At 57.8% G+C, this 21,591-nt stretch carries 15 protein-coding genes; 3 read left to right on the forward strand and 12 right to left on the reverse strand.

Features of this window, described 5'->3' with window-relative positions:
* The first annotated feature begins 81 nt into the window (after positions 1 to 81).
* Positions 82 to 1,413 carry an amino-acid N-acetyltransferase gene (gene argA, locus NB069_RS17760; RefSeq protein WP_250585687.1) on the forward strand — a complete coding sequence of 444 codons (1,332 nt, stop codon included), beginning with the start codon at positions 82 to 84 and terminating at the stop codon, positions 1,411 to 1,413.
* A 35-nt stretch (positions 1,414 to 1,448) separates the two neighbouring features.
* Here argA and recD read toward each other — a convergent pair whose 3' ends face one another.
* From recD to rppH, 12 genes are all read right to left on the reverse strand, one after another.
* Complete coding sequence (recD, locus tag NB069_RS17765) at positions 1,449 to 3,269, reverse strand: exodeoxyribonuclease V subunit alpha (protein WP_250585689.1); 1,821 nt, start codon at positions 3,267 to 3,269, stop codon at positions 1,449 to 1,451.
* Positions 3,266 to 6,811: an exodeoxyribonuclease V subunit beta gene (recB, locus tag NB069_RS17770; RefSeq protein ID WP_250585691.1), complete on the reverse strand. Its 3,546-nt coding sequence runs from the start codon at positions 6,809 to 6,811 to the stop codon at positions 3,266 to 3,268. The genes recD and recB overlap by 4 nt, the downstream gene beginning before the upstream one ends.
* Positions 6,808 to 9,690 (reverse strand): pitrilysin, encoded by a 2,883-nt coding sequence (gene ptrA / locus NB069_RS17775; protein ID WP_250585693.1) that lies wholly within the window; start codon positions 9,688 to 9,690, stop codon positions 6,808 to 6,810. Before ptrA ends, recB begins: the two co-directional genes overlap by 4 nt.
* A 141-nt stretch (positions 9,691 to 9,831) precedes the next feature.
* Entirely contained in the window at positions 9,832 to 13,206 is a 3,375-nt protein-coding gene (gene recC, locus NB069_RS17780) for an exodeoxyribonuclease V subunit gamma (RefSeq protein ID WP_250585695.1), read from the reverse strand.
* Positions 13,207 to 13,218: 12 nt separating this feature from the next.
* On the reverse strand, positions 13,219 to 13,542 hold the full coding sequence (locus NB069_RS17785; RefSeq protein WP_250585697.1) for a prepilin-type N-terminal cleavage/methylation domain-containing protein: 324 nt from the start codon (positions 13,540 to 13,542) through the stop codon (positions 13,219 to 13,221).
* Positions 13,527 to 13,931: a DUF2509 family protein gene (locus tag NB069_RS17790; RefSeq protein ID WP_250585699.1), complete on the reverse strand. Its 405-nt coding sequence runs from the start codon at positions 13,929 to 13,931 to the stop codon at positions 13,527 to 13,529. The genes NB069_RS17785 and NB069_RS17790 overlap by 16 nt, the downstream gene beginning before the upstream one ends.
* Positions 13,928 to 14,491 (reverse strand): prepilin peptidase-dependent protein, encoded by a 564-nt coding sequence (locus NB069_RS17795; protein ID WP_250585701.1) that lies wholly within the window; start codon positions 14,489 to 14,491, stop codon positions 13,928 to 13,930. The genes NB069_RS17790 and NB069_RS17795 overlap by 4 nt, the downstream gene beginning before the upstream one ends.
* Complete coding sequence (locus tag NB069_RS17800) at positions 14,482 to 14,946, reverse strand: prepilin peptidase-dependent protein (protein ID WP_250585702.1); 465 nt, start codon at positions 14,944 to 14,946, stop codon at positions 14,482 to 14,484. Before NB069_RS17800 ends, NB069_RS17795 begins: the two co-directional genes overlap by 10 nt.
* A 183-nt stretch (positions 14,947 to 15,129) precedes the next feature.
* Positions 15,130 to 15,924 carry a thymidylate synthase gene (gene thyA / locus NB069_RS17805; RefSeq protein ID WP_250585704.1) on the reverse strand — a complete coding sequence of 265 codons (795 nt, stop codon included), beginning with the start codon at positions 15,922 to 15,924 and terminating at the stop codon, positions 15,130 to 15,132.
* Positions 15,925 to 15,930: 6 nt separating this feature from the next.
* Positions 15,931 to 16,803, reverse strand: a complete 873-nt coding sequence (gene lgt, locus NB069_RS17810) for a prolipoprotein diacylglyceryl transferase (RefSeq protein ID WP_250585706.1) — start codon at positions 16,801 to 16,803, stop codon at positions 15,931 to 15,933.
* 185 nt (positions 16,804 to 16,988) lie between these two features.
* On the reverse strand, positions 16,989 to 19,235 hold the full coding sequence (gene ptsP / locus NB069_RS17815) for a phosphoenolpyruvate--protein phosphotransferase (RefSeq protein WP_250585708.1): 2,247 nt from the start codon (positions 19,233 to 19,235) through the stop codon (positions 16,989 to 16,991).
* Between the two features lie 12 nt (positions 19,236 to 19,247).
* Positions 19,248 to 19,778 carry an RNA pyrophosphohydrolase gene (gene rppH / locus NB069_RS17820; protein ID WP_032613763.1) on the reverse strand — a complete coding sequence of 177 codons (531 nt, stop codon included), beginning with the start codon at positions 19,776 to 19,778 and terminating at the stop codon, positions 19,248 to 19,250.
* 685 nt (positions 19,779 to 20,463) lie between these two features.
* Between rppH and mutH the strand changes: the two genes are divergently transcribed.
* Both mutH and NB069_RS17830 read left to right on the forward strand, forming a co-directional pair.
* Positions 20,464 to 21,156 carry a DNA mismatch repair endonuclease MutH gene (mutH, locus tag NB069_RS17825; protein WP_250585710.1) on the forward strand — a complete coding sequence of 231 codons (693 nt, stop codon included), beginning with the start codon at positions 20,464 to 20,466 and terminating at the stop codon, positions 21,154 to 21,156.
* Positions 21,157 to 21,285: 129 nt separating this feature from the next.
* Positions 21,286 to 21,504: a YgdI/YgdR family lipoprotein gene (locus tag NB069_RS17830; protein WP_039029896.1), complete on the forward strand. Its 219-nt coding sequence runs from the start codon at positions 21,286 to 21,288 to the stop codon at positions 21,502 to 21,504.
* Positions 21,505 to 21,591: the final 87 nt, after the last annotated feature.

Genomic DNA, 21,591 nt, shown 5'->3' on the forward strand with positions numbered 1-21,591 from the left:
GAAAATTTTGGCTTGCGCGCAAAGGCATATTCGAATAAAAATACAAAAATTACGAATAAACATTCATTAAGGGGTTGTGCCGTGGTGAAGGAACGTAGAATCGAACTGGTCCAGGGATTCCGCCATTCTGTTCCCTATATCAACGCCCACCGGGGAAAGACGTTTGTCGTCATGTTGGGTGGCGAAGCCATTGAACATGAGAATTTCTCCAGTATAGTCAATGACATCGGCCTGCTGCACAGCCTGGGGATCCGCCTGGTTGTCGTTTACGGCGCCCGCCCGCAGATCGAAGAGAATCTGGCCGCACACCATCACGAGCCGATCTACCACAAGCACACCCGCGTTACCGACGCCAAAACCCTGGAGCTGGTTAAGCAGGCTGCCGGTCTGCTGCAGCTGGATATTACCGCCCGTCTGTCGATGAGCCTCAACAACACCCCGTTGCAGGGGGCGCATATTAACGTGGTCAGCGGGAATTTTATCATCGCCCAGCCGCTTGGCGTGGATGACGGCGTGGATTACTGCCACAGCGGACGTATTCGTCGTATTGATGAAGAGGCCATCCACCGCCAGCTCGACGGCGGTGCGATTGTGCTGACCGGCCCGGTCGCCGTCTCCGTCACCGGCGAAAGCTTCAACCTCACCTCCGAAGAGATTGCCACCCAGCTGGCGATCAAGCTGAAGGCAGAGAAAATGATCGGCTTCTGCTCCTCTCAGGGTGTGATGGACGAGCTGGGGAATATTGTCTCTGAGCTGTTCCCTAACGAAGCTCAGGCGCGTGTCGATACGCTTGAGGCACAGGGTGATTACTACTCCGGTACCGTGCGTTTTCTGCGCGGCGCAATTAAAGCCTGCCGCAGCGGCGTGCGCCGCAGCCATCTGATCAGCTATCAGGAAGATGGCGCCCTGCTGCAGGAGCTGTTCTCTCGCGACGGTATCGGGACGCAGATTGTGATGGAGAGCGCCGAGCAGATCCGGCGCGCCACCATCAACGACATCGGCGGCATTCTGGAGCTAATCCGCCCGCTGGAACAGCAGGGAATTCTGGTGCGTCGCTCCCGCGAGCAGCTGGAGATGGAGATCGACAAGTTCACCATTATTCAGCGTGATAACCTGACTATCGCCTGTGCGGCGCTCTATCCTTTCCCGGAGGAGAAGATCGGCGAGATGGCCTGCGTGGCGGTACACCCCGACTACCGCAGTTCGTCGCGCGGGGAAGTGTTGCTGGAGCGAATTGCCCTTCAGGCGCGCCAGATGGGGCTGAGCAAGCTGTTCGTGCTGACCACCCGCAGCATTCACTGGTTCCAGGAGCGGGGGTTCAGCCCGGTGGACATTGATTCCCTGCCGGAAACCAAGAAAGAGATGTACAACTACCAGCGTCGTTCTAAGGTGCTGATGGCAGATCTGGGTTAAGTCCCCTCGCCCTCTCCCCACTGGGGAGAGGGAAATTATAACGCCTCAAAAATCGCACTCAGGCCACTGCGCCGCTCCGTACGGGTGGTCACGGCCTGCGTCAGTACGCCTTCATCGGCATACAGCGACAGCCGCCGACGGGCGCGGGTAATGGCGGTATAGACCAGCTCGCGGGTGACAACCGGCGAGATCTGGTTAGGTAAAATCAGCGCCGCGTGATCGAACTCAGAGCCCTGAGATTTATGCACCGTCATGGCCCAGGCGGTTTCATGTTCCGGCAGACGGCTGGGCTGCACCGATTTCACGCTGCCATCGGGCATCTGGAACCAGACGCGCAGCCCCTGGCCGCGATCCAGAGCAATGCCGATATCGCCGTTAAACAGACCCAGGGCGCTGTCGTTGCGTGAGATCATCACCGGCCTTCCTTCATACCAGCGCGAATGCGGCTGGCGACCAATCCGCCGTTTTTGCACCAGCACCTGCTCCAGCCTTTCGTTAAGCCCGGCAACGCCAAAGGGCCCATCCCGCAAGGCGCACAGCAGCTGGAAGCCGCCGAAGGCCGTCAGAATTTCTGCTTCGGAAGCCTGCTGCTGCACGCTGTCGAGGAAGTGTTGATACCCCTGCAGGGCATCTTCGAGCATCACCAGATACTCTTCCCCGCTCTGAAGCTGTTTTTTCTCGATATCACTGAATTTGCCGTCAAACACCGAGCGGATAGCGTGGCGATCGCCGCGATTGACCGCGGCCGCCAGCTGGCCGATGCCTGAATCGCTGCCAAAACGGTAGCTTTTTTGCAGCAGGCACAGGCTGTCGCGCAGCGCACCCGCTACCGGGCTAATGTTGCCCTCCATCTCACATCCCGTCATGCTGGCCAGCTCCTGCGCCCGCTGGACGGTAAATCCGGCGCTGGCCCAGGTGCAGATGTCACCCAGCACCGCGCCCGCTTCGACAGAGGCCAGCTGATCGCGATCGCCCAGGAAGATCACCCGGGCATGAGGCGGCAGAGCGTCGATCAGGCGGGACATCATCGTCAGGTCGATCATGGAGGCTTCATCCACCACCAGGACATCCAGATGCAGCGGATTTCGGGCATGGTAACGCAGACGCTGGCTGCCCGGCTGAGCGCCGAGCAGACGGTGCAGCGTGCTCGCTTCCGTCGGGAATCGCGCACGCTGAGCGTCGGTCAGGGGCAGTTTTTGCAGGGCGCCGCCCAGAGATTCCGTCAGGCGCGCGGCGGCTTTACCGGTCGGTGCCGCCAGGCGGATACGGCATTTCTGCTCCCCCGCCATCTGGATCAGCGCCGCCAGCAGGCGGGCAACGGTGGTGGTTTTGCCGGTGCCCGGTCCGCCGGAAATCACAGAGATGCGCCGCGTTAACGCCACCGCTGCGGCCACCTTTTGCCAGTTAACGGCTTCATCAGAGGTGAACAGCGCGTTCAGGGTACGCTGAACGTCGGCGCTGTCATGGGGCAAAGGCTGGTTGGCGTCGCTAAAGAAGCGGGCAACCTCCCGCTCGTAGCGCCACATCCGGTTGAGGTAGAGCCGCTCGCCGGTCAGCACCAGAGGCGTCGGTTCATCCCCGGCACTCACAGCGCGGGAGCGCAGGAGCGTGGCTGTCCAGTCCGGCTCTTCGTCAAACAGGGCAAAACAGGCCTGTAACCCGGCGCTTTTCGCCTCGGCCCGCAGCCGCGACAGCGGCAGGCAAACGTGCCCTTCTCCCGTATCACGGCTTAAAATTGCTGCCGCCAGCATCACCGCCGGCTCGTCGTTTCCGGCCACCATCATCGCAAACTGCACATCCAGACGACGCAGCACGCGCTGCTCTACGGCCTCCAGCAACTGTTCCTGCATCGTCATTGTGTTAGCTCCTCGTTACTGGCTGAAAACAGGCTATCCATTTGATCAATTAACGCTTCATCCGGGCGGGTGGCAAAGCAACCGGCACCCGGCGAGCTGCCATCCACCCCGCGTAAAAACAGGTAGATTACCCCACCGAAATGCTGTTGATAGTCATAACCGGCAATACGGTGGCGCAAATAACGGTGCAGCGCCAGGGTATACAGCTGGTACTGCAGATCGTAGCGATGGGACTGCATGGCTCTGGCCATGGCCTGGGGAGTATAGGCCTCGCTGTTTTCCCCCAGCCAGTTGGATTTATAGTCCAGCAGGTAGTAGCGGCCATTATGGCGAAATACCAGGTCGATAAAGCCTTTCAGCATGCCGCGCACCTGGCGAAAATCGAGCGGTGGACAGCCCTGGGACAGAGGATCGTACTCGCGGATCAACGCATCCAGCGCATCGGCGGTGAGCGGTCCGGCCACGGGCAGATAAAACTCCATCTCAACCTGTTTATCAGCAGCCGTTAGCTGACTCAGCGAGATGCCCTCTTCATTGAGCGGGGTCTCCAGCACCTGGGTGATCCAGCGGGTTAACACCGGCTCCCAGCGGGCGTCATAGCCCGCTTTTTGCAGCATCTCCAGCACCCATTCCTCAGAGACGGGCTGCGTAAAATCGAGCGCCTCAAACAGGCTATGTAAAAAGGTCCCCGGCGAGGCCCCGCGCGGAAACTGGTGCGGCGTCAGCTCAGGCTCCTGCGGCACATCCCCGGTGCCTGCGGCATCCACGTCGAGGCGCGGCATCAGATCCTGGGCGATACTGTGCCCGTTCTGCTGTAATCCCGAGTAGCTGGTAACCCGCCAGTCGTCGAACAGCCTGCGGGCCACCTGCCGCGCCTGCAGATCCGGCGTTACCGGTTCCGGCATGTGCCAGCGGGCGGTATCTGCCACCCCCGCAAGCTGTAGCGCGATATGCTCACTGCATAGCGCTTCCAGGCACTGGCGCAAACCGGCGGCGTCTTTCGGCTCGCCGCGCTGGATCAGACGCCCGAGTGCGCTCAGATGGAAATCGCTCTCGCCAGATTTTTCACCACGACGGCGGAACAGCGGCGCCACGCCCAGGCTGCAGTGCCACACCGAACGGGTGAGTGCCACATACAGCAGACGTAAATCCTCTGCCAGCCGCTCGGCCTCGGCCAGCTCCACGCTGTCCTCGGCCTTGCTGAGGTCGAGGACCGCTTCAAAGGTTTTACGATCGTGATAAAAGGCCTGATCCTGCACCCGATAATTGGCAATAAAGGGCAGCCAGACCAGGGGATATTCCAGCCCTTTCGATTTGTGAATGGTGACGATTTTGACCAAATGCTTGTCACTTTCGAGACGCATTTGCTGGCTTGAGGCATTGCTGTTCGGCTCGGCGATGTGCTGCGCCAGCCAGCGTACCAGGGCGTATTCGCTCTCAAGCTGCGCGCCCGCCTCCTGAAGCAGTTCGCTGATGTGCAGAATATCGGTCAGGCGGCGTTCGCCCCCGGCGGTGGCCAGCATATTTTCAGCGATGTTGCGCTGGGTCATGATATCGCGCAGCATCGCCATAACGCCCCGCTTCTGCCAGCGCTCACGGTAGCGAGTAAACTCCTCTACCGCTTCATCCCAGAGAACCTCACTGTTATTCAGCGTATCGATATCCTGGGCGTTAAGACCGAGCATGGCGCTGGCCAGCGCGCTGCGCAGCGTGCTTTCACGCTCCGGGGCCAGCACCGCCTGCAGCAGCCAGAGCATCTCCTGGGCCTCCAGCGTTTCGAACACGCTGTCGCGGTTGGAGAGATAGACCGAAGGAATGCTAAGCAGGGTCAGCGCATCGCGGATCAGCGCCGCCTCCTGACGGCTGCGCACCAGCACCGTAATGTCCGATGCCTTCACCGGCTGGGCATCATCGCCCCGGTGCAGGATGGCTTCGCCGCGAACACCGGCGCTCAGCCAGTCACGGATTTGTGCCGCGCAGTGCTGGGCCATAAAGGTCTGGTAATCCCCGACGCCGCATCCCTCGCCCTCCATCAGCCAGATGCTCATCGCGGGCTGGAAATCGCCCTTGTACTCGAAACGCAGCGTGGCGTTCCGTGGGGCGGATTTAACCGGTAAAAAGGGGATCTCACGAAACATGAAGGCGTCGTTCATCTGTGAGAAGAGCGTATTCACACTTTCGACCATGCCGGGCGCCGATCGCCAGTTAGTGTCCAGGGTGTAGTGCGCGGCCACTTCGCCACGGGCTTTCATATAGGTGAAGATGTCCGCCCCACGAAACGCGTAGATCGCCTGTTTCGGGTCACCAATCAGCAGCAGTGCGGTATCCGGCTGCTGACGCCAGATGCGGCGGAAAATCCGGTACTGCTGGGGATCGGTATCCTGGAATTCATCGATCATCGCCACCGGGAAACGGCCCCGGATCGCTGCGGCCAGCGCGTCGCCATTGTCGCTGTTCAGCGCCTCATCAAGTCGGCTGAGCATATCGTCAAAACCGAGTTCGCCGCGACGGCGCTTTTCCCGCGCTACCGCTTCGCGGATCTCTGCCAGCGCACGGGTAATCATCAGATCGTTGAGGGTCAGCGGCTCTGCCAGCAGGGTATCGATGGCGGCAAAAAGAGGGTGTTCAGGCACCTCGCCGCCGGCTTTGGTGCGCGCGGCAAGGAACGACTGGGAAAATTTTTCCAGCGCGTCAGGCAGCTGGTAGCTGTGCTTCTCTTCCTGGGCCCAGGCCGTGATGCGCTCAATATACTTTGCCTGATTGCCGCGGTTGAACTTGCGCCGGTCAATGCCAGAGCGCTCAATCACCGCGTCGATTTCTGCCACGCTGTCAGACCACTGCTGTTTCATGGTGGCAATTAAGCCGACAATTTTTTCATGGCGGGACGCCAGGGTTTCGTCTGCAGGTGGAGCGGATTTAATGACCGGTGCTTCCCCCTGAAGATAGCGATCGATAGCCCGCAGTAACTCCTCCGGGCCTTTCCACAATCCGTGTACCGCTTCGGCAATGTCGCGTGGCAGAGGATAACAGTGGCGACGCCAGAAGTCGGCGCACGCCTGGTAGCGTAGCTGGGATTCATCTTCGATAAGCTGTTGCTCAAAGAGCATGCCGGATTCAAAGGCGTTCAGGCTGAGCATGCGCTGGCAGAAGCCGTGGATGGTGAACACCGCGGCCTCATCCATCTGCCGTTCCGCCAGCAGCAGCCACTGGGCCGCCTGCTGTTTATCGTTAATCTCTTCCAGCAGACTGGCGTACAGCGGGTTATCCGTGCTTTGTCTCAGGCAGGCGATGCGCAATTCATGAATATTGGCGCGGATACGTCCGCGCAATTCTTCAGTGGCGGCTTCGGTGAAGGTCACCACCAGCAGCTCTTCCACGCTGAGCGGGCGACTAAAGGCTGCGCTGCCGCCCAGACCGAGCAGCAGCCGCAGATAGAGTGCCGCGATGGTGAAGGTTTTTCCGGTTCCCGCTGAGGCCTCTATCAGTCGCTCCCCCTGTAACGGTAAACGTAAGGGGTTAAGGGACTCAGCGGTATCGGTCATTCGTTCTTACTCCTGGGCAAAGATTGCTGCAATGCGCTCACGCTCTTCCATACCGTCCAGCCTGCAGGCGGGGCGACGTCGGCTTTTTTACTCTGGCTACCGGAAACCTGTGACAGGATAGCCATCCCCTGTGGGGCAACCACCGCCTGGTGGAAGAAGTCAGCCACTTTCTGCGGCGTGAGCTGTTTTATCTCGGCCACTACTTTATCACGCGAATCGAAGCGCATATTGCCCCGATCAAAATCTTTGCTGATCTTTGACGCTTCTTCAGCCAGCGTCTGTGGCGGCTGCATCATCTGGGTAATCACCGCCTGCTGGATCTGGGCAAACTCCTCAGGCTTCATGGCGCGCAGCTTCGCTTCCGCCTGCGGGAAGAAGGCCTGGAAACGCTGCCAGAGATAATCCGGCTGTTTATCACTGCTTTGCAGCAGGAAGCCCATCCCCCACTGGCGGCCAACGTTCATCGAGAAGGCAAAGACGGCATAGCCCAGCTGCTCCTCGGTACGTAGCTGGGTGTAGAACCAGGGCTGCACGATTTGTCCGAGCATGGCGCTGTACGCTGAGCTGGCGTATTCGTCATAGCCGGTCGGGACAAAGACCGCTGCCAGCGCGGAATCCGTACTGCTGCCTGCTTTTTCGAATATCACATTCTGCTGTTTTTCCACCAGCACGTCCTGATTACGACACCATTCTGTGCCCTTCGCACCTAATTGTGTCCGCACCTCCTGCGCCAGCGTTTTCGCCTGATCTTCGCTCATATTGCCCACGACAAGGAACTCCGGGCGGGCATTGGTTTTCAGCGCGGCACGATAGGCCATCACTTCGTCGAGAGTAATGGACGGCAGCAGCGCCCGGCGATCTTCGCGCTGGAAATAGGGCACCTGGGAGAGCATCTGCACCGGCATGATGGCCTGATCGAAGGCTTTGCCTTTTTCGGCGGAGTCCATCATCTGCGCATACCAGGATTTCGCCTGCTCCAGCTGCTCCTCGGTGGCCGTATAGCTGAAATAGCCTTCCAGCAATGCCTTGAACAGCTGCGGCAGACGCTGGGTATAGCCGTTGGCGTTCAGCATCAGGCCATTATTGGCGTTGGTTGAGAAACCGATCCCGCCTACTGCGGCCTGGTTGCTGAGCTGATCCAGCGCGATGCCAGCCAGATAGTCATTCAGCGCGAACATAACCTGGTTTTTAGCGGTGTCCATCGCCGCAGGGTTACGCAGCACCATGCTGACGTTAGCTTTCGGCTCGCTGGCGAAATAGCGGCTTGGGGTGTAAACCACGCGCAGGTCAGGCTCATCCATAATCAGCTGCGGTGTTGGGTACGCTTTCGCGGGCTTGATCAGGGTGAAATCATCCGGGATATAAGGGTTCACCTCCGGCAGCTTGAGGGCAATACCGGCGGCTCTCTTCTGCCAGTCGGCAAAAGTTTGCTCGCTGATTTTGTCTACCTGATACTCGGCATTCACAAAGTAGGCCGTTTTGTTATGCGGCTCGTCCGGACTGATATACCAGATACGGGCGTTCTGCGGGGTCATCATCGCCAGGCGGGCTTTAATGGCCTCAGCATCGTATTTATCGGCGATGTTGACCGCATCCAGCGTATGCTCAACCGGCACGCGGATCATGGTATCTGCCAGCCACTCAACGTAGTCCATATCGCGGGTGATGGACGGATAACGGAAGTCGAGGTCCAGCACGTGAGCCAGCTCATCGAAATAGCGTTTATCAACGCCTTTATCACGCAGCAGCGAGAGATAGCTGAATATCGCGGCGACAACCTCGTCGCGATGGGCCAGCCCTTTATCGGTTAAGGTCGCGGAGATGGCCAGCACACCGCTGTTGCCGTTGACGACAGGATCGGAGTCCGCGCGGATCCCTTCCACCAGCCCCTGCTTTTGCAGCCAGTCGGAGAGCGTGTCCGGGCTACGGTTGCCAATCAGATAGTTAACCAGCTCGTCGGTTTTGCTGCGAAACTGCGCCGTGTTGTTATCAATACGGAACTCAACGCGCAGCACCTTACGCGGCATCGCGGGAACATAGTGAATGATTAACCCTTTCTGGGCATCGGTGACCACCGGAACGGTGGTTTCCGGGCGGGTAATATTTTTGTTTGGCACACGGCCATAGGTCTGGGCAGCCAGCTGCGCCAGTTCCGGCAGCGGCTTATTGCTGTAGACCACCGCCTTCATCAGGTTAGCGGAGTAGTATTTGTCGCGGAATGCGTGCAGTGCGTCGAGCACCGGACTGCCCGGTTTATCGCTCAGCGTCTCAAGGTTACCGCCGGAGAAGCGAGAGCCAGGGTGTGCGGGGTTAATGGTTTCGGCGCTGACCTGCGCCATACGCATACCGTCCCGGGTACGCGCCAGCGTCAGCTCCGAATTAACGGCGTTGCGCTCACGATCGGCATATTTTTTATCCAACAGCGGCGCGGCAATGGCGTCCGCAAGACGATCGACCGCCCCTTCCAGCGCATCGTTTTCGACTTCCAGATAAAAAGCCGTACGGTACGGCGCGGTACTGGCGTTATGGCTGCCACCGTGCATTTTTAAAAATTCGGCCAGGCTGTCAGGCTGGGGATACTTCTTTGAGCCCATCAGGGTCATGTGCTCAAGATAATGCGCCAGACCCGGGTGAGAATCCGGGTCTTCCAGCGAGCCCACCGGCACCACCAGCGCCGACAGTGACTTTACGGCCTGGGGATCGGAAACCAGCAGCACGACCATCCCGTTATCGAGGCGTATCGCCTGATAGTCTCGGGTGTCTTTATCACTTTTGCGGATCGTTTCCTGAACGGGTTGCCAACCGGTATTTGCCTGACTGAGGGGGGCCCAAAGAGCGACGAACAAAACCAACGATTTCAACAAGGTGCTGCCTGGCATTCACTACCTCTTCATCACGGACATCATCATTAACAAGCTTCGTGCCGGGCAAGCCAGCATCTCTTTGTTTTGGTACATCAGTCCATGACAAGATGCGCATCATAAATGAATGCCCATGCCTGCGCAATTTTTATACAGACGTCAGGACTGATTAAATTTATACAGCGGCAAAAGGTAGCGTCGGGCCTCGTCGGTAATCGCCTCAAAGTACTCGGGTTCAAGGGTTCGCCATAAGCGTTGATACCAGACGTCGTCGCCTTCTCCCCGCACCATCATGTTGCCTTCGTAAGCCTGCAAAAATTTACTGCGCGCTTTTTGCAGGGTTGCGTCATCCGTTAACATGGCATCATTTGTGGCGTCGTAACAGGTTTTAATCCACGCCCCCCCACTTTCTGGCAGCAGCAGCAGCGGCTTATTCATCCCCTGCAGATACCCCTCAACCAGCTGCGACAGAGAGTTCATTGCCTGTTCAGCGGGTAACGCCGGGAAACGCCATTCACCGTCTTTGCGTACAAACAACCGGCTCTCACCTTCGCCACCGCTCGCACAGTAGACAAGGTGTTCCAGCCAAAGTTGCAAACCTTGTGAAACGCTGAGCATTGACGGCCGCCAGCGCAGGAGTCCGTCAGGCTGCACATGCTGCAGCCAACCCGTCAGATTTATACCGTTGCAGTTGAGATCGATCTCCATGCTCGTACCTGGCTGACGGCACTCAATCACCCGGTCAGCCAGCGCCTGCATCTCCTGATACTGCGCGTCCCACACGATCTCACCGAAGGCGCCATAGGGCAGTTGCCCCGCCGCGCGGTAGTGACGGAACAGCTTCTGGGCATCTTCCTGTTCGACCAGCGCATTCAGCAGTTGCTGGTTAAGCTGATAGCGGCTTAACCCATCCAGCGTAAAGGGCTCGGCATCCGGGATTTCGCTCTCTTCGGAGCGGAAGTTCACCTGCAAGCGCATCTGGAAAAAGGCCCGCACCGGGTGGGCCCAGAAGCGCTGGAGCTGTTCGAAGGGAACAGTCTCGTGCGCTAACGGCTTCAGGGTCTGGATAAAGTCGCCATGGGCAACCCCTTCTCTCTTCGCGGCAGGCAGCCATTCCCGGGCGTAGCTCTGCTGCTCGTTGTCCTCGTAGTTAACGGCATCAAACGGCATGCGGCTGTGACAGCAGGTGATATGCGCCTTCACGCGCTTTTCGCTTTCATCGCAGTTGAGCTGCTCATCGCCCGGCAGATAATGGCTCTGCCCGATGTAGTCCACCAGCTCCTGCACCAGCACCGAGGGGAACCGTTCGCTGTTATCCTGAATCGAGCGGCCGATATAGCTGATATAGAGCTTCTGTTGCGCGGAGATTAGCGCCTCAAGGAACAGATAGCGGTCATCATCACGACGGCTGCGGTCACCGCGCTGCGCATTCTGACTCATTAAATCAAAGCCCAGCGGCGCCAGCGCGCGCGGGTAAATACCGTCATTCATGCCCAGCAGGCAGACAACTTTAAACGGAATGGAACGCATCGGCATCAGGGTGCAGATGTTCACCGGCCCGGCGAGAAAACGCTGGCTGATACGTTCCTGATCGAGACGCTGGGTGAGTTCATCCCGCAACAGCGACAGGGGTATCGCTTCGCCATAGTGCGAGGAGATACCCTCGTCGATAATGGCCTGCCACTGCTGCTCGATTAACGCCATTGCCGCTTCGGTTTCCTGGTCCGGCAGGAAGAAATCATTGAGCATCTCCCGGCATACCGGCATCCACTCGTCGAGCGGGCGGGCCTTCATCAGCTCCCGACGCCAGCGGTTGAGCTGCATCAAGAGTGAAGCCAGGTGCCCGACCAGCTCGGCGATCAGGCCGCTGGATTCATCATAAGGCAGAACGTCATTCCACTCGCCCTGACTGCTCTCCATGGCGTAGCCGAGCAGCATACGCGTCAGACCAAACTGCCAGGTGTGCTGACCGGTAACAGGCAGCTCAAATTCCTGCACGTTGTCATCGTCGATCCCCCAGCGCACGCCCGATTCATTGACCCACTGGCGCAGATAGCGCAGCGCGTCTTCATCGATTTCAAACCGGGCTGCCAGCACCGGGACATCCAGCAGAGCTAGTACATCTTCAGGAACGAAGCGGCTATCCGGCAGGGAAAGGAGGCTGACAAACGCCTGCAGCGCCGGGTGAGACTGGCGAGCACGACGGTCTGAGATCGCAAATGGCACATAGCGATCGCCCGTCGCGCTGCCAAATACCGCCTGAATATAGGGGCTGTAGCTGTCAATATCCGCCACCATCACCACGATATCGCGCGGCGTCAGGTCAGGGTCCTCTTCCAGCATGGCCAGCAGCTTATCGTGCAGCACTTCCACTTCCCGCTGCGGACTATGGCACAGGTGAACGGTCACGCTGCGATCGTCAGGATCAAGCAGGCGCTTGCTGTCGCTACGGGCAAATTCCGCGGCGGTGATCCCGGTGACCGCGCGGTTTTCCAGCTCCAGAATGTCCCGCTGGACGTTGTGCAGCAGGCTGTCAGAAGTGACATCCGCAAAGGCGTCTACGTCCCCTTCACCGGAGGCGGTCAACTCTGAGAGCATGTAGATGTAGTCACGCCCCAGCTTGCCCCAGGAGGCCAGCAGCGGGTTCGGTAAGTCCTGTATCCCCTGTTCGTCAAAGAGCTCAGACGCCGTCTCGCTGTCTTTAAAGAGCGGCACCGTCCCCTCGTCAAACAGGCGTCGACGCTGGCGCGTCACCATGCGGGCCAGCCAGCGGGCATCCTGAATATCCCCCCAGTAATGGCGGCAGGGATTGGTAAACAGAATATGGATATCAATGTGCCTGCCCAGCGCATTCAGCGCCTTCAGGTAGACCGGCGGCAGGGCTGATATGCCGCAGATAAAGACCCGGGACGGCAACCCGGCGGGCGTCTCGGTGGCGGATTCCAGGGTCGCGATAAAGCGTTCATAGAGGTTCGCACGGTGCCACTGCGGCTGGCCCAGCATTTCAGTGTGCTCAACCAGCGCCTTCCACAGCGGTGCCTGCCAGATTTGCGCCTGGTCGAGGCCGTCGACGAGTTCCCCCGCTTCCCAGCGCGTTAACCACTCCGGCCGGTAAACCAGATACTGGTCGTACAGATCCGCCGTCCTCGACGCCAGCTGGAACAGTTTTCGTTTATCGGTATCGTCATTCAGATAGTGGCGCAGCATGACAAACTCGTCATGGGTCAGCATCTCAGGCAGCAGCGACATCAGCTTCCAGCTCATGCTCTGTTTGGTGAATGCGCTCTGTTTTGGGATCTCCGGCAGCACGCGGACAAACATATCCCAGATAAAGCTGGCCGGCAGCGGGAAATCGATGTTGGCGGCAATACCAAACTTTTGCGAAAGGGACATCTGTAGCCACTGTGCCATACCGGTGCTCTGAACCAGAATCATCTCCGGTTCAAAGGGATCGTCGAGGCGCTGCTGCTCGACAATAAACTCCATCAGTGCTTCCAGCACATCAAGACGGTTTGAGTGGTAGACCCTTAACATCGCTACTCCCAACTACTGGCTAACCGGGCAGTGCAGGCGCGTCATTTGACCCTGCCGACCCAGAGGAGAAATAAGTTTGACCGAGATGCTGACACATCCAGCCTGTGTTGTCTGCATCCTGTTTAGCTGCCAACCGGCGGGAACATCCCCGGCGCTCAGCTGTGACTGGACCTGAATATGACGCCAGAGCTGGCGATACTGCTCAAGGGTGACAAACCGACTGGCTAAAACCCGATGGTAACCCGCCAGCGCGGTGACGACCATGACCATCAGCATCATTGCCAGCAGGACCTCCACCATGCTGAACCCCTTCTGTCTGGCTAGGGTTGCTGACATAGCGCCTTCTCCTTCATGGGACAAAAATCGCTCCAGCCGTGCGGTGAAAAACGCACGCCGTCTGCCGTGATCTCACCCTGCCGCCACAGGGTAATGCTTTCGCTGCTGGCGATCAGCAGCGCGCGTGCACCTGTCAGACGCAGACAGACCCGCCACGGCTGATGCGGATGCTGCTGGCATGCGGTGTCCGCCTGCGTTTGCCAGTGGAGCGTTCTTCCCCACTCCAGCGCGGACTGGGCTATCGCCTGATGTTCTGTCGCCTGGCGCTCTGCGCTGACGATACGCGCCAGTGAATCAAGCTGCTGATTGAGCCCGGCCAGCATCAGGCTGCCCAGAATTAACAGCAGAAGCACCAGCGCCAGCGATGACATTCCCCGCTCACGGCTCACAAATTAAATCCGGTCACGATGTGCTGCACCTCAACGCCGCCGTTACGCTGCCCGTTCAGGGTAGCCGCAAGCGCCAGGCTCAGCTCCGGCGCAAAGCCCGCGCGTGTCATTCGCTGCACCTGAAAGCGCAACACCGTGATCCTGCCGGGATCGGTCATTCTTTCCCATCCCTTTCCCTGGCACTGCGTCGCGCCGCGGAGTGTTTCCAGCGCGCCGCCGTTGAGGCGAAACCCCGTTTGTTCCGCCGCGGCAGCGGGAGCCGTTTCCCAGCGGCCATTGCTGTTTTCGTCCCATTGCACAATGACACATTCGCCACCCTGGCCAATTTTTAACGCCTCACCGGCGCACTCGCCTGCACAATACCCGGCGCGCTGCAGATGTTTACCGATACCGGTGATACGCAGCCAAAGCTCTTCTTTGAGCTCCTGCTGTTTCGTGAGCACAGCGACCGACTGCTGCAGCGCGGGTAGAAAACGCGCGGCGCTCAACAACAGCACGCTGCTTATCGCCATGGCTATCAGCACTTCCGTCAAAGAGAATCCCTGCTGCTTTAGCGACACGCGAACTCCCCCTTACCGTTGCACATGCGGATACGCCCCCAGGAGGAGATGACGATCAGCCACTCGCCCGCCTGGCTTTGCAGCTTTATCCTTCCGGCCCAGGCGGTATCCCGTAACCCATAAAACCCCAGCGCAGGCGTTAACTCGGTGATGCTGATATTTCCCCATTGCGGTATCAGCACGAAGGCGCTGTCTGCCTGACACTCAGCCATGTCCGTCTTTAACAGGCACCACCGTTTCCCGTCCTGTTTGAGGGTAACGACATGGTCACGGTTATTGCGCCAGGCATCATTGCGTAGCACCACCAGATAATCCCGCACCTGCCGCGCCGTCTGCCATAGCTGCTGTTGCTGCTGCCAGCTCCGCCAGCCGTACAACCCTGCGGCGCTCAGCGTCATGATGAGCGAGATGGCGATCAGCATTTCCATGAGGGTGAACCCTTTTGCCTTTTTCATGGCAGCAGTGTGCCGTGAGGGAAAAAGCAATTCGAGGGGCATTTGGGTGATTTGCGAGGCGCTTTCCGCGCTTATTGAAGGGTTGCAACAGGTTGCAATTCCTACGGAAACAGGCTCGCAAAACGCGACAACAGGCATAAAAAAACCGGCGCAGAAAGCGCCGGTTGTGTCAGGATTGCCGCATCAGATGGCGACAGGGGCTTTGATGCCCGGATGCGGGTCGTAACCTTCGATTTCGAAATCTTCAAAGCGATAGTCGAAAATGGAGTCCGGCTTACGTTTGATAACCAGCTTCGGCAGTGCGCGCGGCTCGCGGGTCAGCTGCAGATGGGTCTGCTCCATATGGTTGCTGTACAGGTGGGTATCCCCGCCGGTCCAGACAAAATCACCCACTTCGAGGTCACACTGCTGGGCCATCATATGCACCAGCAACGCATAGCTGGCGATGTTAAACGGCAGTCCGAGGAAAACATCGCAGGAACGCTGATAGAGCTGACAGGAGAGCTTGCCGTCCGCTACGTAGAACTGGAAAAACGCGTGACACGGGGCCAGGGCCATTTTATCCAGTTCGCCCACGTTCCAGGCCGAGACAATAATACGGCGTGAATCGGGATCGTTTTTCAGCTGGTTCATCACGGTGGTGATCTGGTCGATGTGGCGGCCGTCCGGCGTTGGCCAGGCGCGCCACTGTTTGCCGTACACCGGACCCAGGTCGCCGTTTTCGTCTGCCCATTCGTCCCAGATGGAGACATTGTTGTCACGCAGATAGGCAATATTGGTGTCGCCATTCAGGAACCAGAGCAGCTCATGAATAATTGAGCGTAAGTGGCAGCGCTTGGTTGTGACCAGCGGAAAACCTTCCTGCAGGTTGAAGCGCATTTGGTGACCAAAAATAGAGAGGGTACCGGTGCCGGTACGATCGTTTTTTGGCGTGCCCTCATCGAGCACTTTTTGCATCAGTTCAAGATACTGTTTCATGATTCCTCAGGAGACCTGTTGCTGTGGACGACGGTACGCCCAGACCATCATTGCAATACCCGCGACGATCATCGGCACAGAGAGGATCTGCCCCATGCTGATGTACTGCACCCACGCACCGGTAAACTGCGCATCCGGCTGGCGGAAGAATTCAACGATGATGCGGAACGCGCCATACCCAATCAGGAACAGGCCTGAAACGGAGCCCGTAGGACGTGGTTTACGGATGAACAGGTTCAGAATGATAAACAGCACTACCCCTTCCAGCGCCATTTCATACAGCTGCGACATATGGCGCGGCAGGACGCCGTAAGTGTCGAAAATTGACTGCCATTCCGGGTGCGACGGCAGCAGCGCCAGATCTTCGGCACGGGACTGCGGGAACAGCATGGTGAAGGATACGCTCGGATCGACACGGCCCCACAGCTCGCCGTTGATGAAGTTACCGAGACGACCGGCACCCAGACCAAACGGGATCAGCGGCGCGATAAAGTCAGCAACCTGGAAGAAGCTGCGTTTGGTGCGTTTCGCGAAGATGACCATCACAAGGATGACGCCAATCAGACCGCCGTGGAAGGACATCCCGCCGTCCCAGACGCGGAACAGATAGAGCGGATCGCTCAGGAAGACCGGGAAGTTGTAAAACAGCACATAGCCGATACGACCACCGAGGAAAACGCCGAGGAAGCCGGCATACAGCAGGTTTTCCACTTCGTCTTTGGTCCAGCCGCTGCCAGGACGTTTAGCGCGACGGCCAGCCAGCCACATGGCAAAGACGAAACCAACAAGATACATCAGTCCGTACCAGTGAAGCGCAACGGGTCCTACTGAGAAAATGACCGGATCAAACTCCGGAAAATGCAGATAGCCACTGTTCATCTGTCACCACAAGATGTTGTTATTCCGCTGAAAGTGGACAGCGGTAGGGAAGCGCGCAGAGGAATACCCTGCGCTCCAAAGTTGCGAATCATAGCACAAGCGAGCGTGGAGGTTGCGCCCGAGATGTAAAAGATGTGTATAGGGGTTTGTATCCCTCTGCCCGGAGGTCGAGGGATACCCGAGGCTTAACGCCCGCCGCGGATCAGCCCGCCCATGCCGCGACGTTCCATAAAGGCCGCCACCTGATGACGCACCTCCGTCGCCAGTTGTGCTTCAAGGCTGCGCTGCGCCAGCTGCCGGGCCTCTTCATAGTCAATATGGCGTAGCAGATACTTCACGCGGGCCACAGAACGGCCGTTCATGGAGAGATGACGGAAGCCGAGGCCAATCAGGATCGCCACACACATGGAGTCACCGGCCATCTCGCCGCATAAACGCAGATCGATACCGCTCGCCTCCGCCTCACGGGCAATCATCGCCAGCGCACGCAGCATCGCCGGATGCAGACTGTCGTAAATGCTCGCCACCCGGGTGTTGTTGCGATCGACCGCCAGCATGTACTGGGTGAGGTCGTTGGTACCCACCGAAACAAAGTCGACGCGAGCAGCCAGTTGGGGAAGCATAAAGACCATCGACGGAACTTCCAGCATCACGCCGATGCGCGGTTTCGGTATTTCGTAGCCGATCATCTCCTCGACTTCCCGCCCGGCACGTTCAATCAGACGACGGGCCTCATCGATCTCATCAATGCTGGTGACCATCGGCAGCAGGATACTGAGATTGCCCGTCGCCGCATTCGCACGCAGCATGGCGCGCACCTGGATCAGGAAGATCTCCGGCTGATCCAGGGTGATGCGGATCCCACGCCAGCCCAGGCACGGGTTCTCTTCGCTGATGGGCATATAGGGCAACTGTTTATCCGCGCCAACGTCCAGGGTACGCAACGTCACCGGTTTGTCGTTAAACATCTGCAACATGCCCTGATACTGCGCAACCTGCTCCTCCTCAGAGGGGAAGCCGCTTTGCAGCATGAACGGGATCTCCGTGCGATACAGACCGATGCCATCGATACGGCTGCCGAGCTTCTCTTCATGTTCCGGACTTAACCCGGCATTGAGCATCACCTTGATCCGCTCACCGCTTTTCAGGGCGGCGGGCTGGTTAACGTCATCTTCCGCCAGGCGGCTCAGCTCGTTCTCTTCGCTGATAAGCTTTTGATATTCTTGCAGCAGCACCGGTTCAGGATCGACCAGCAGCTCGCCGCGATAGCCGTCAACCACCAGCGTTCGCCGGTGCAGCGCAGAGGGCTGAATATCGGCGCCCATCACGGTCGGGATACCGAGCGCGCGCACCATAATGGCGGCATGGGAGTTAGCGGCACCATCGCGGACGACGATCCCGGCCAGCCTGTCCTGCGGTAATTCCGCGAGCGTTGTCGCAGAGAGCTCATCCGCTACCAGCACAAAGCGCGGCGGCCAGGTATTGGCTCCCTGGATGGTGTCATCAAGATGGAACAGCAGGCGCTGGCCCAGAGTGCGAAGATCTCCGGCACGCTCCTTCAGATAGCCATCGGTCAGGGCGGCAAACTGTTCGGCGAATTTTTCGATGATCTTTTTGACCGCCCACTCTGCCACGGAGCCACGGTCGACCTCGTCAAACAGTTCCCGACGCAGTCGGGCATCGGACAGCAGATGCGAGTAGAGATCGAAGATCGCCGCCGTCTCTTTTTGCGCACCGGCAGCAAAGCGCTTGCTGTAGCGACGAAATTCATTGGCGGCCTCTTCCAGCGCGCCGGTAAGGCGTTCGCGCTCAAGGGCAGTATCCAGCGTTGAGGCTTCGTAAACCTGCTCCATCAGCGGCAGCGTGGCGTCCATCCACCCTTCTGCGATCGCCACACCCGGTGAGGCCGGTAAGGCGCGGATGCGCGTCTGCCGGTACTGACCAAAGAGCGCAGCAAGCTGAGACTGAGAGAGGATCGCCGCCATTTGCGTGGCCAGCGTCACGAGGAATGACTCTTCGCTTTCGTCGTACTGACGCAGTTCGCGCTGCTGGACAACCAGCACGCCCAGCAGTTGACGGCGCTGGATGATCGGCACGCCGAGGAAGGCGCGGAAGCGCTCCTCTTTTACCGAGGGGATATATTTGAAGCTGGGGTGTTTTTGCGCATCGGCAAGGTTGATAGGTTCAGCCAGACGCCCGACCAGACCCACAACGCCTTCATCAAACGCCAGCGCAACGGTACGGCCACGCGGTTTTTTTAATCCGCGCGTGGCCATAAGGTAGTAGCACCTGCGGTCGTGGTCGGCCAGATAGACCGAACATACCTCGGTTTCCATCGCAAGGCAGATATCCGTGACCAGAATATCCAGCGCCTCGTTGAGCCGCGGGGCACTGGCCACCTTCTCGACTATTTCGCGCAGGCGGGTGAGCATAATGTGCGTAGCTTAACCTCTTTTACGTCGCCAGGCAGGTGCGCTCTGCGGCTTAGGAGGAGCCTCCTGAAGCATCATTACGGCACTTGCGAACTCTTTCATTACCCTTCGGTAAACATCGCGCTTAAATGACACGACCTGACGAACGGGATACCAGTAGCTGACCCAGCGCCAGCCATCGAACTCCGGCGTGCTGCTGGTTTGCATATTGATATCCGCATCGCTGCTCACCAATTGCAGGAGAAACCATTTCTGTTTCTGGCCGATACATACCGGCTTTGTGTCCCAACGCACCAAACGCTTCGGTAACTTGTAACGCAACCAGTTGCGGGTCGAAGCCAGAATGCGGACATCCTTGCGGCTTAAGCCAACTTCTTCGAACAGCTCCCGATACATCGCTTGCTCTGCGGACTCTCCAGGGTTAATCCCACCTTGGGGAAATTGCCAGGAGTGCTGACCATATCGCCGGGCCCACATAACCTGCCCCTGGCGATTACAAATTACGATACCTACATTCGGGCGGTAGCCATCGTCATCAATCACCGGACTACCCCAAAACTAAACCTTATATATGAACGATTGTTTCACACTCCAGAGAGGCGGTAAACCACTCTCTTTGTGGCCTGGAGCCGAATAACATTTGAATAACTCACAATTATCATCAGAGTTATAAACAGATGAGCGCTCAAAAGGGCAATTTTATTCACTTTTTCTGTGGATAGAGTTGTGAAGAAGTGTGGAATTACCGATGGACAACCCAGATCACTCTGAATATTGCAGAGATTGACGTTTTTTACAACCCTCTATATTTCATGCAGTTAAATTATGAATTATGTGAAACACAGAGCATAGTGTGATGCAGGTCACCCCAAAGATCTCCGCACTGATGAAAGATCGAGCAACGTTGGTTTTATCCACAGATTGTGCCAATAAGTTAGGCACATTTTGTCTGATTTTTCGATTTTCGTCCCACGTCAAGGCTGTAAATGGAAACAGTAGTAGGGGTTATTCCCAGTTATCCCATTTTTCTGTGGATAACTGGGTGTAAGATCCTGTTCATTGTCAGTGACCAGATTTGGACAACCTGGATATCCCCCTGACAGCACGGCAAAAAAACGGCATAAAAATACATATAAATCATTCACCTGGCACATACAAAAAGAAAAAGATAAACTCTCCCTGTGCGGTGGAAAACCACTGCTCATTTTTTAACCAAAAGGCAATAATCATGTATTCCCTCGTTCCCCTGACTTCTCCCCCGGCATCCGAAGCGGTGTTATTGCAACAGGCGCAGCGCCTGGCGGGATATTCGCTGGGTGAACTCGCCGCGCTGGCTGGCCTGCCTGTTCCACCCGATCTCAAGCGTGATAAAGGATGGACAGGCGTGTTGCTGGAGCTATGGCTGGGGGCCAGCGCGGGCAGCAAGCCTGAACAGGATTTTGCCGCGCTGGGGGTCGAGCTGAAGACCATTCCCATCGACAGCGCGGGCCGTCCGCTGGAGACGACGTTTGTCTGCGTGGCACCCTTAACCGGCAATACGGGCATCACCTGGGAGAGCAGCCACGTGCGGCATAAGCTCAAACGCGTACTATGGATCCCGGTTGAGGGCGATCGTGCGATCCCGCTGGCCGATCGTCGCGTGGGAGCACCCTTGATCTGGAGCCCAAGCGAGGAGGAAGATCGTCAGTTGCGTCTGGACTGGGAAGAGTTGATGGACATGATCGTCCTGGGCCAGGTTGAGCGGATCACCGCCCGTCACGGCGAAGTGCTTCAGCTTCGGCCAAAAGCCGCCAACAGCAAAGCGCTCACCGAGGCCATCGGCGCGCGTGGCGAACCGATCCTGACATTACCCCGGGGCTTTTATTTGAAAAAGAACTTCACTGGCGCATTGCTGGCACGTCACTTTTTACTGAATTCGTGACTTTTTATACGGAATCTTGCCGTTTATCACATATTTGCCTGTTTTTTCAGATTTCACCGCTTTCAGAAAACCCTCTGCGGAGTTATTACTAGACTAAGATGAGATACGAGCCAGGTGGAGGTCATAAAGATGAAAAAATGGGCAGTAATAATCTCGGCTGTTGGTTTAGCGTTTGCCGTTTCAGGTTGTAGCAGTGATTACGTCATGGCGACAAAAGATGGTCGCATGATCCTGACCGACGGCAAACCCGAAGTCGACGACGATACCGGTCTGGTCAGCTACCGCGATCAGCAGGGTAACAATATGCAGATTAACCGCGACGAAGTTTCACAGATTATCGAAAGATAATGATAAAGGTCAGCAGCTTGCTGGCCTTTTGATTTTTTGCTTCCCCTCTGTCATGTTTATAGTCCTTTGTCGGGAGTTTCCTGGCGC

The sequence above is a fragment of the Leclercia adecarboxylata genome (assembly GCF_023639785.1).
Classification (GTDB): Bacteria; Pseudomonadota; Gammaproteobacteria; order Enterobacterales; family Enterobacteriaceae; genus Enterobacter; species Enterobacter adecarboxylatus_D.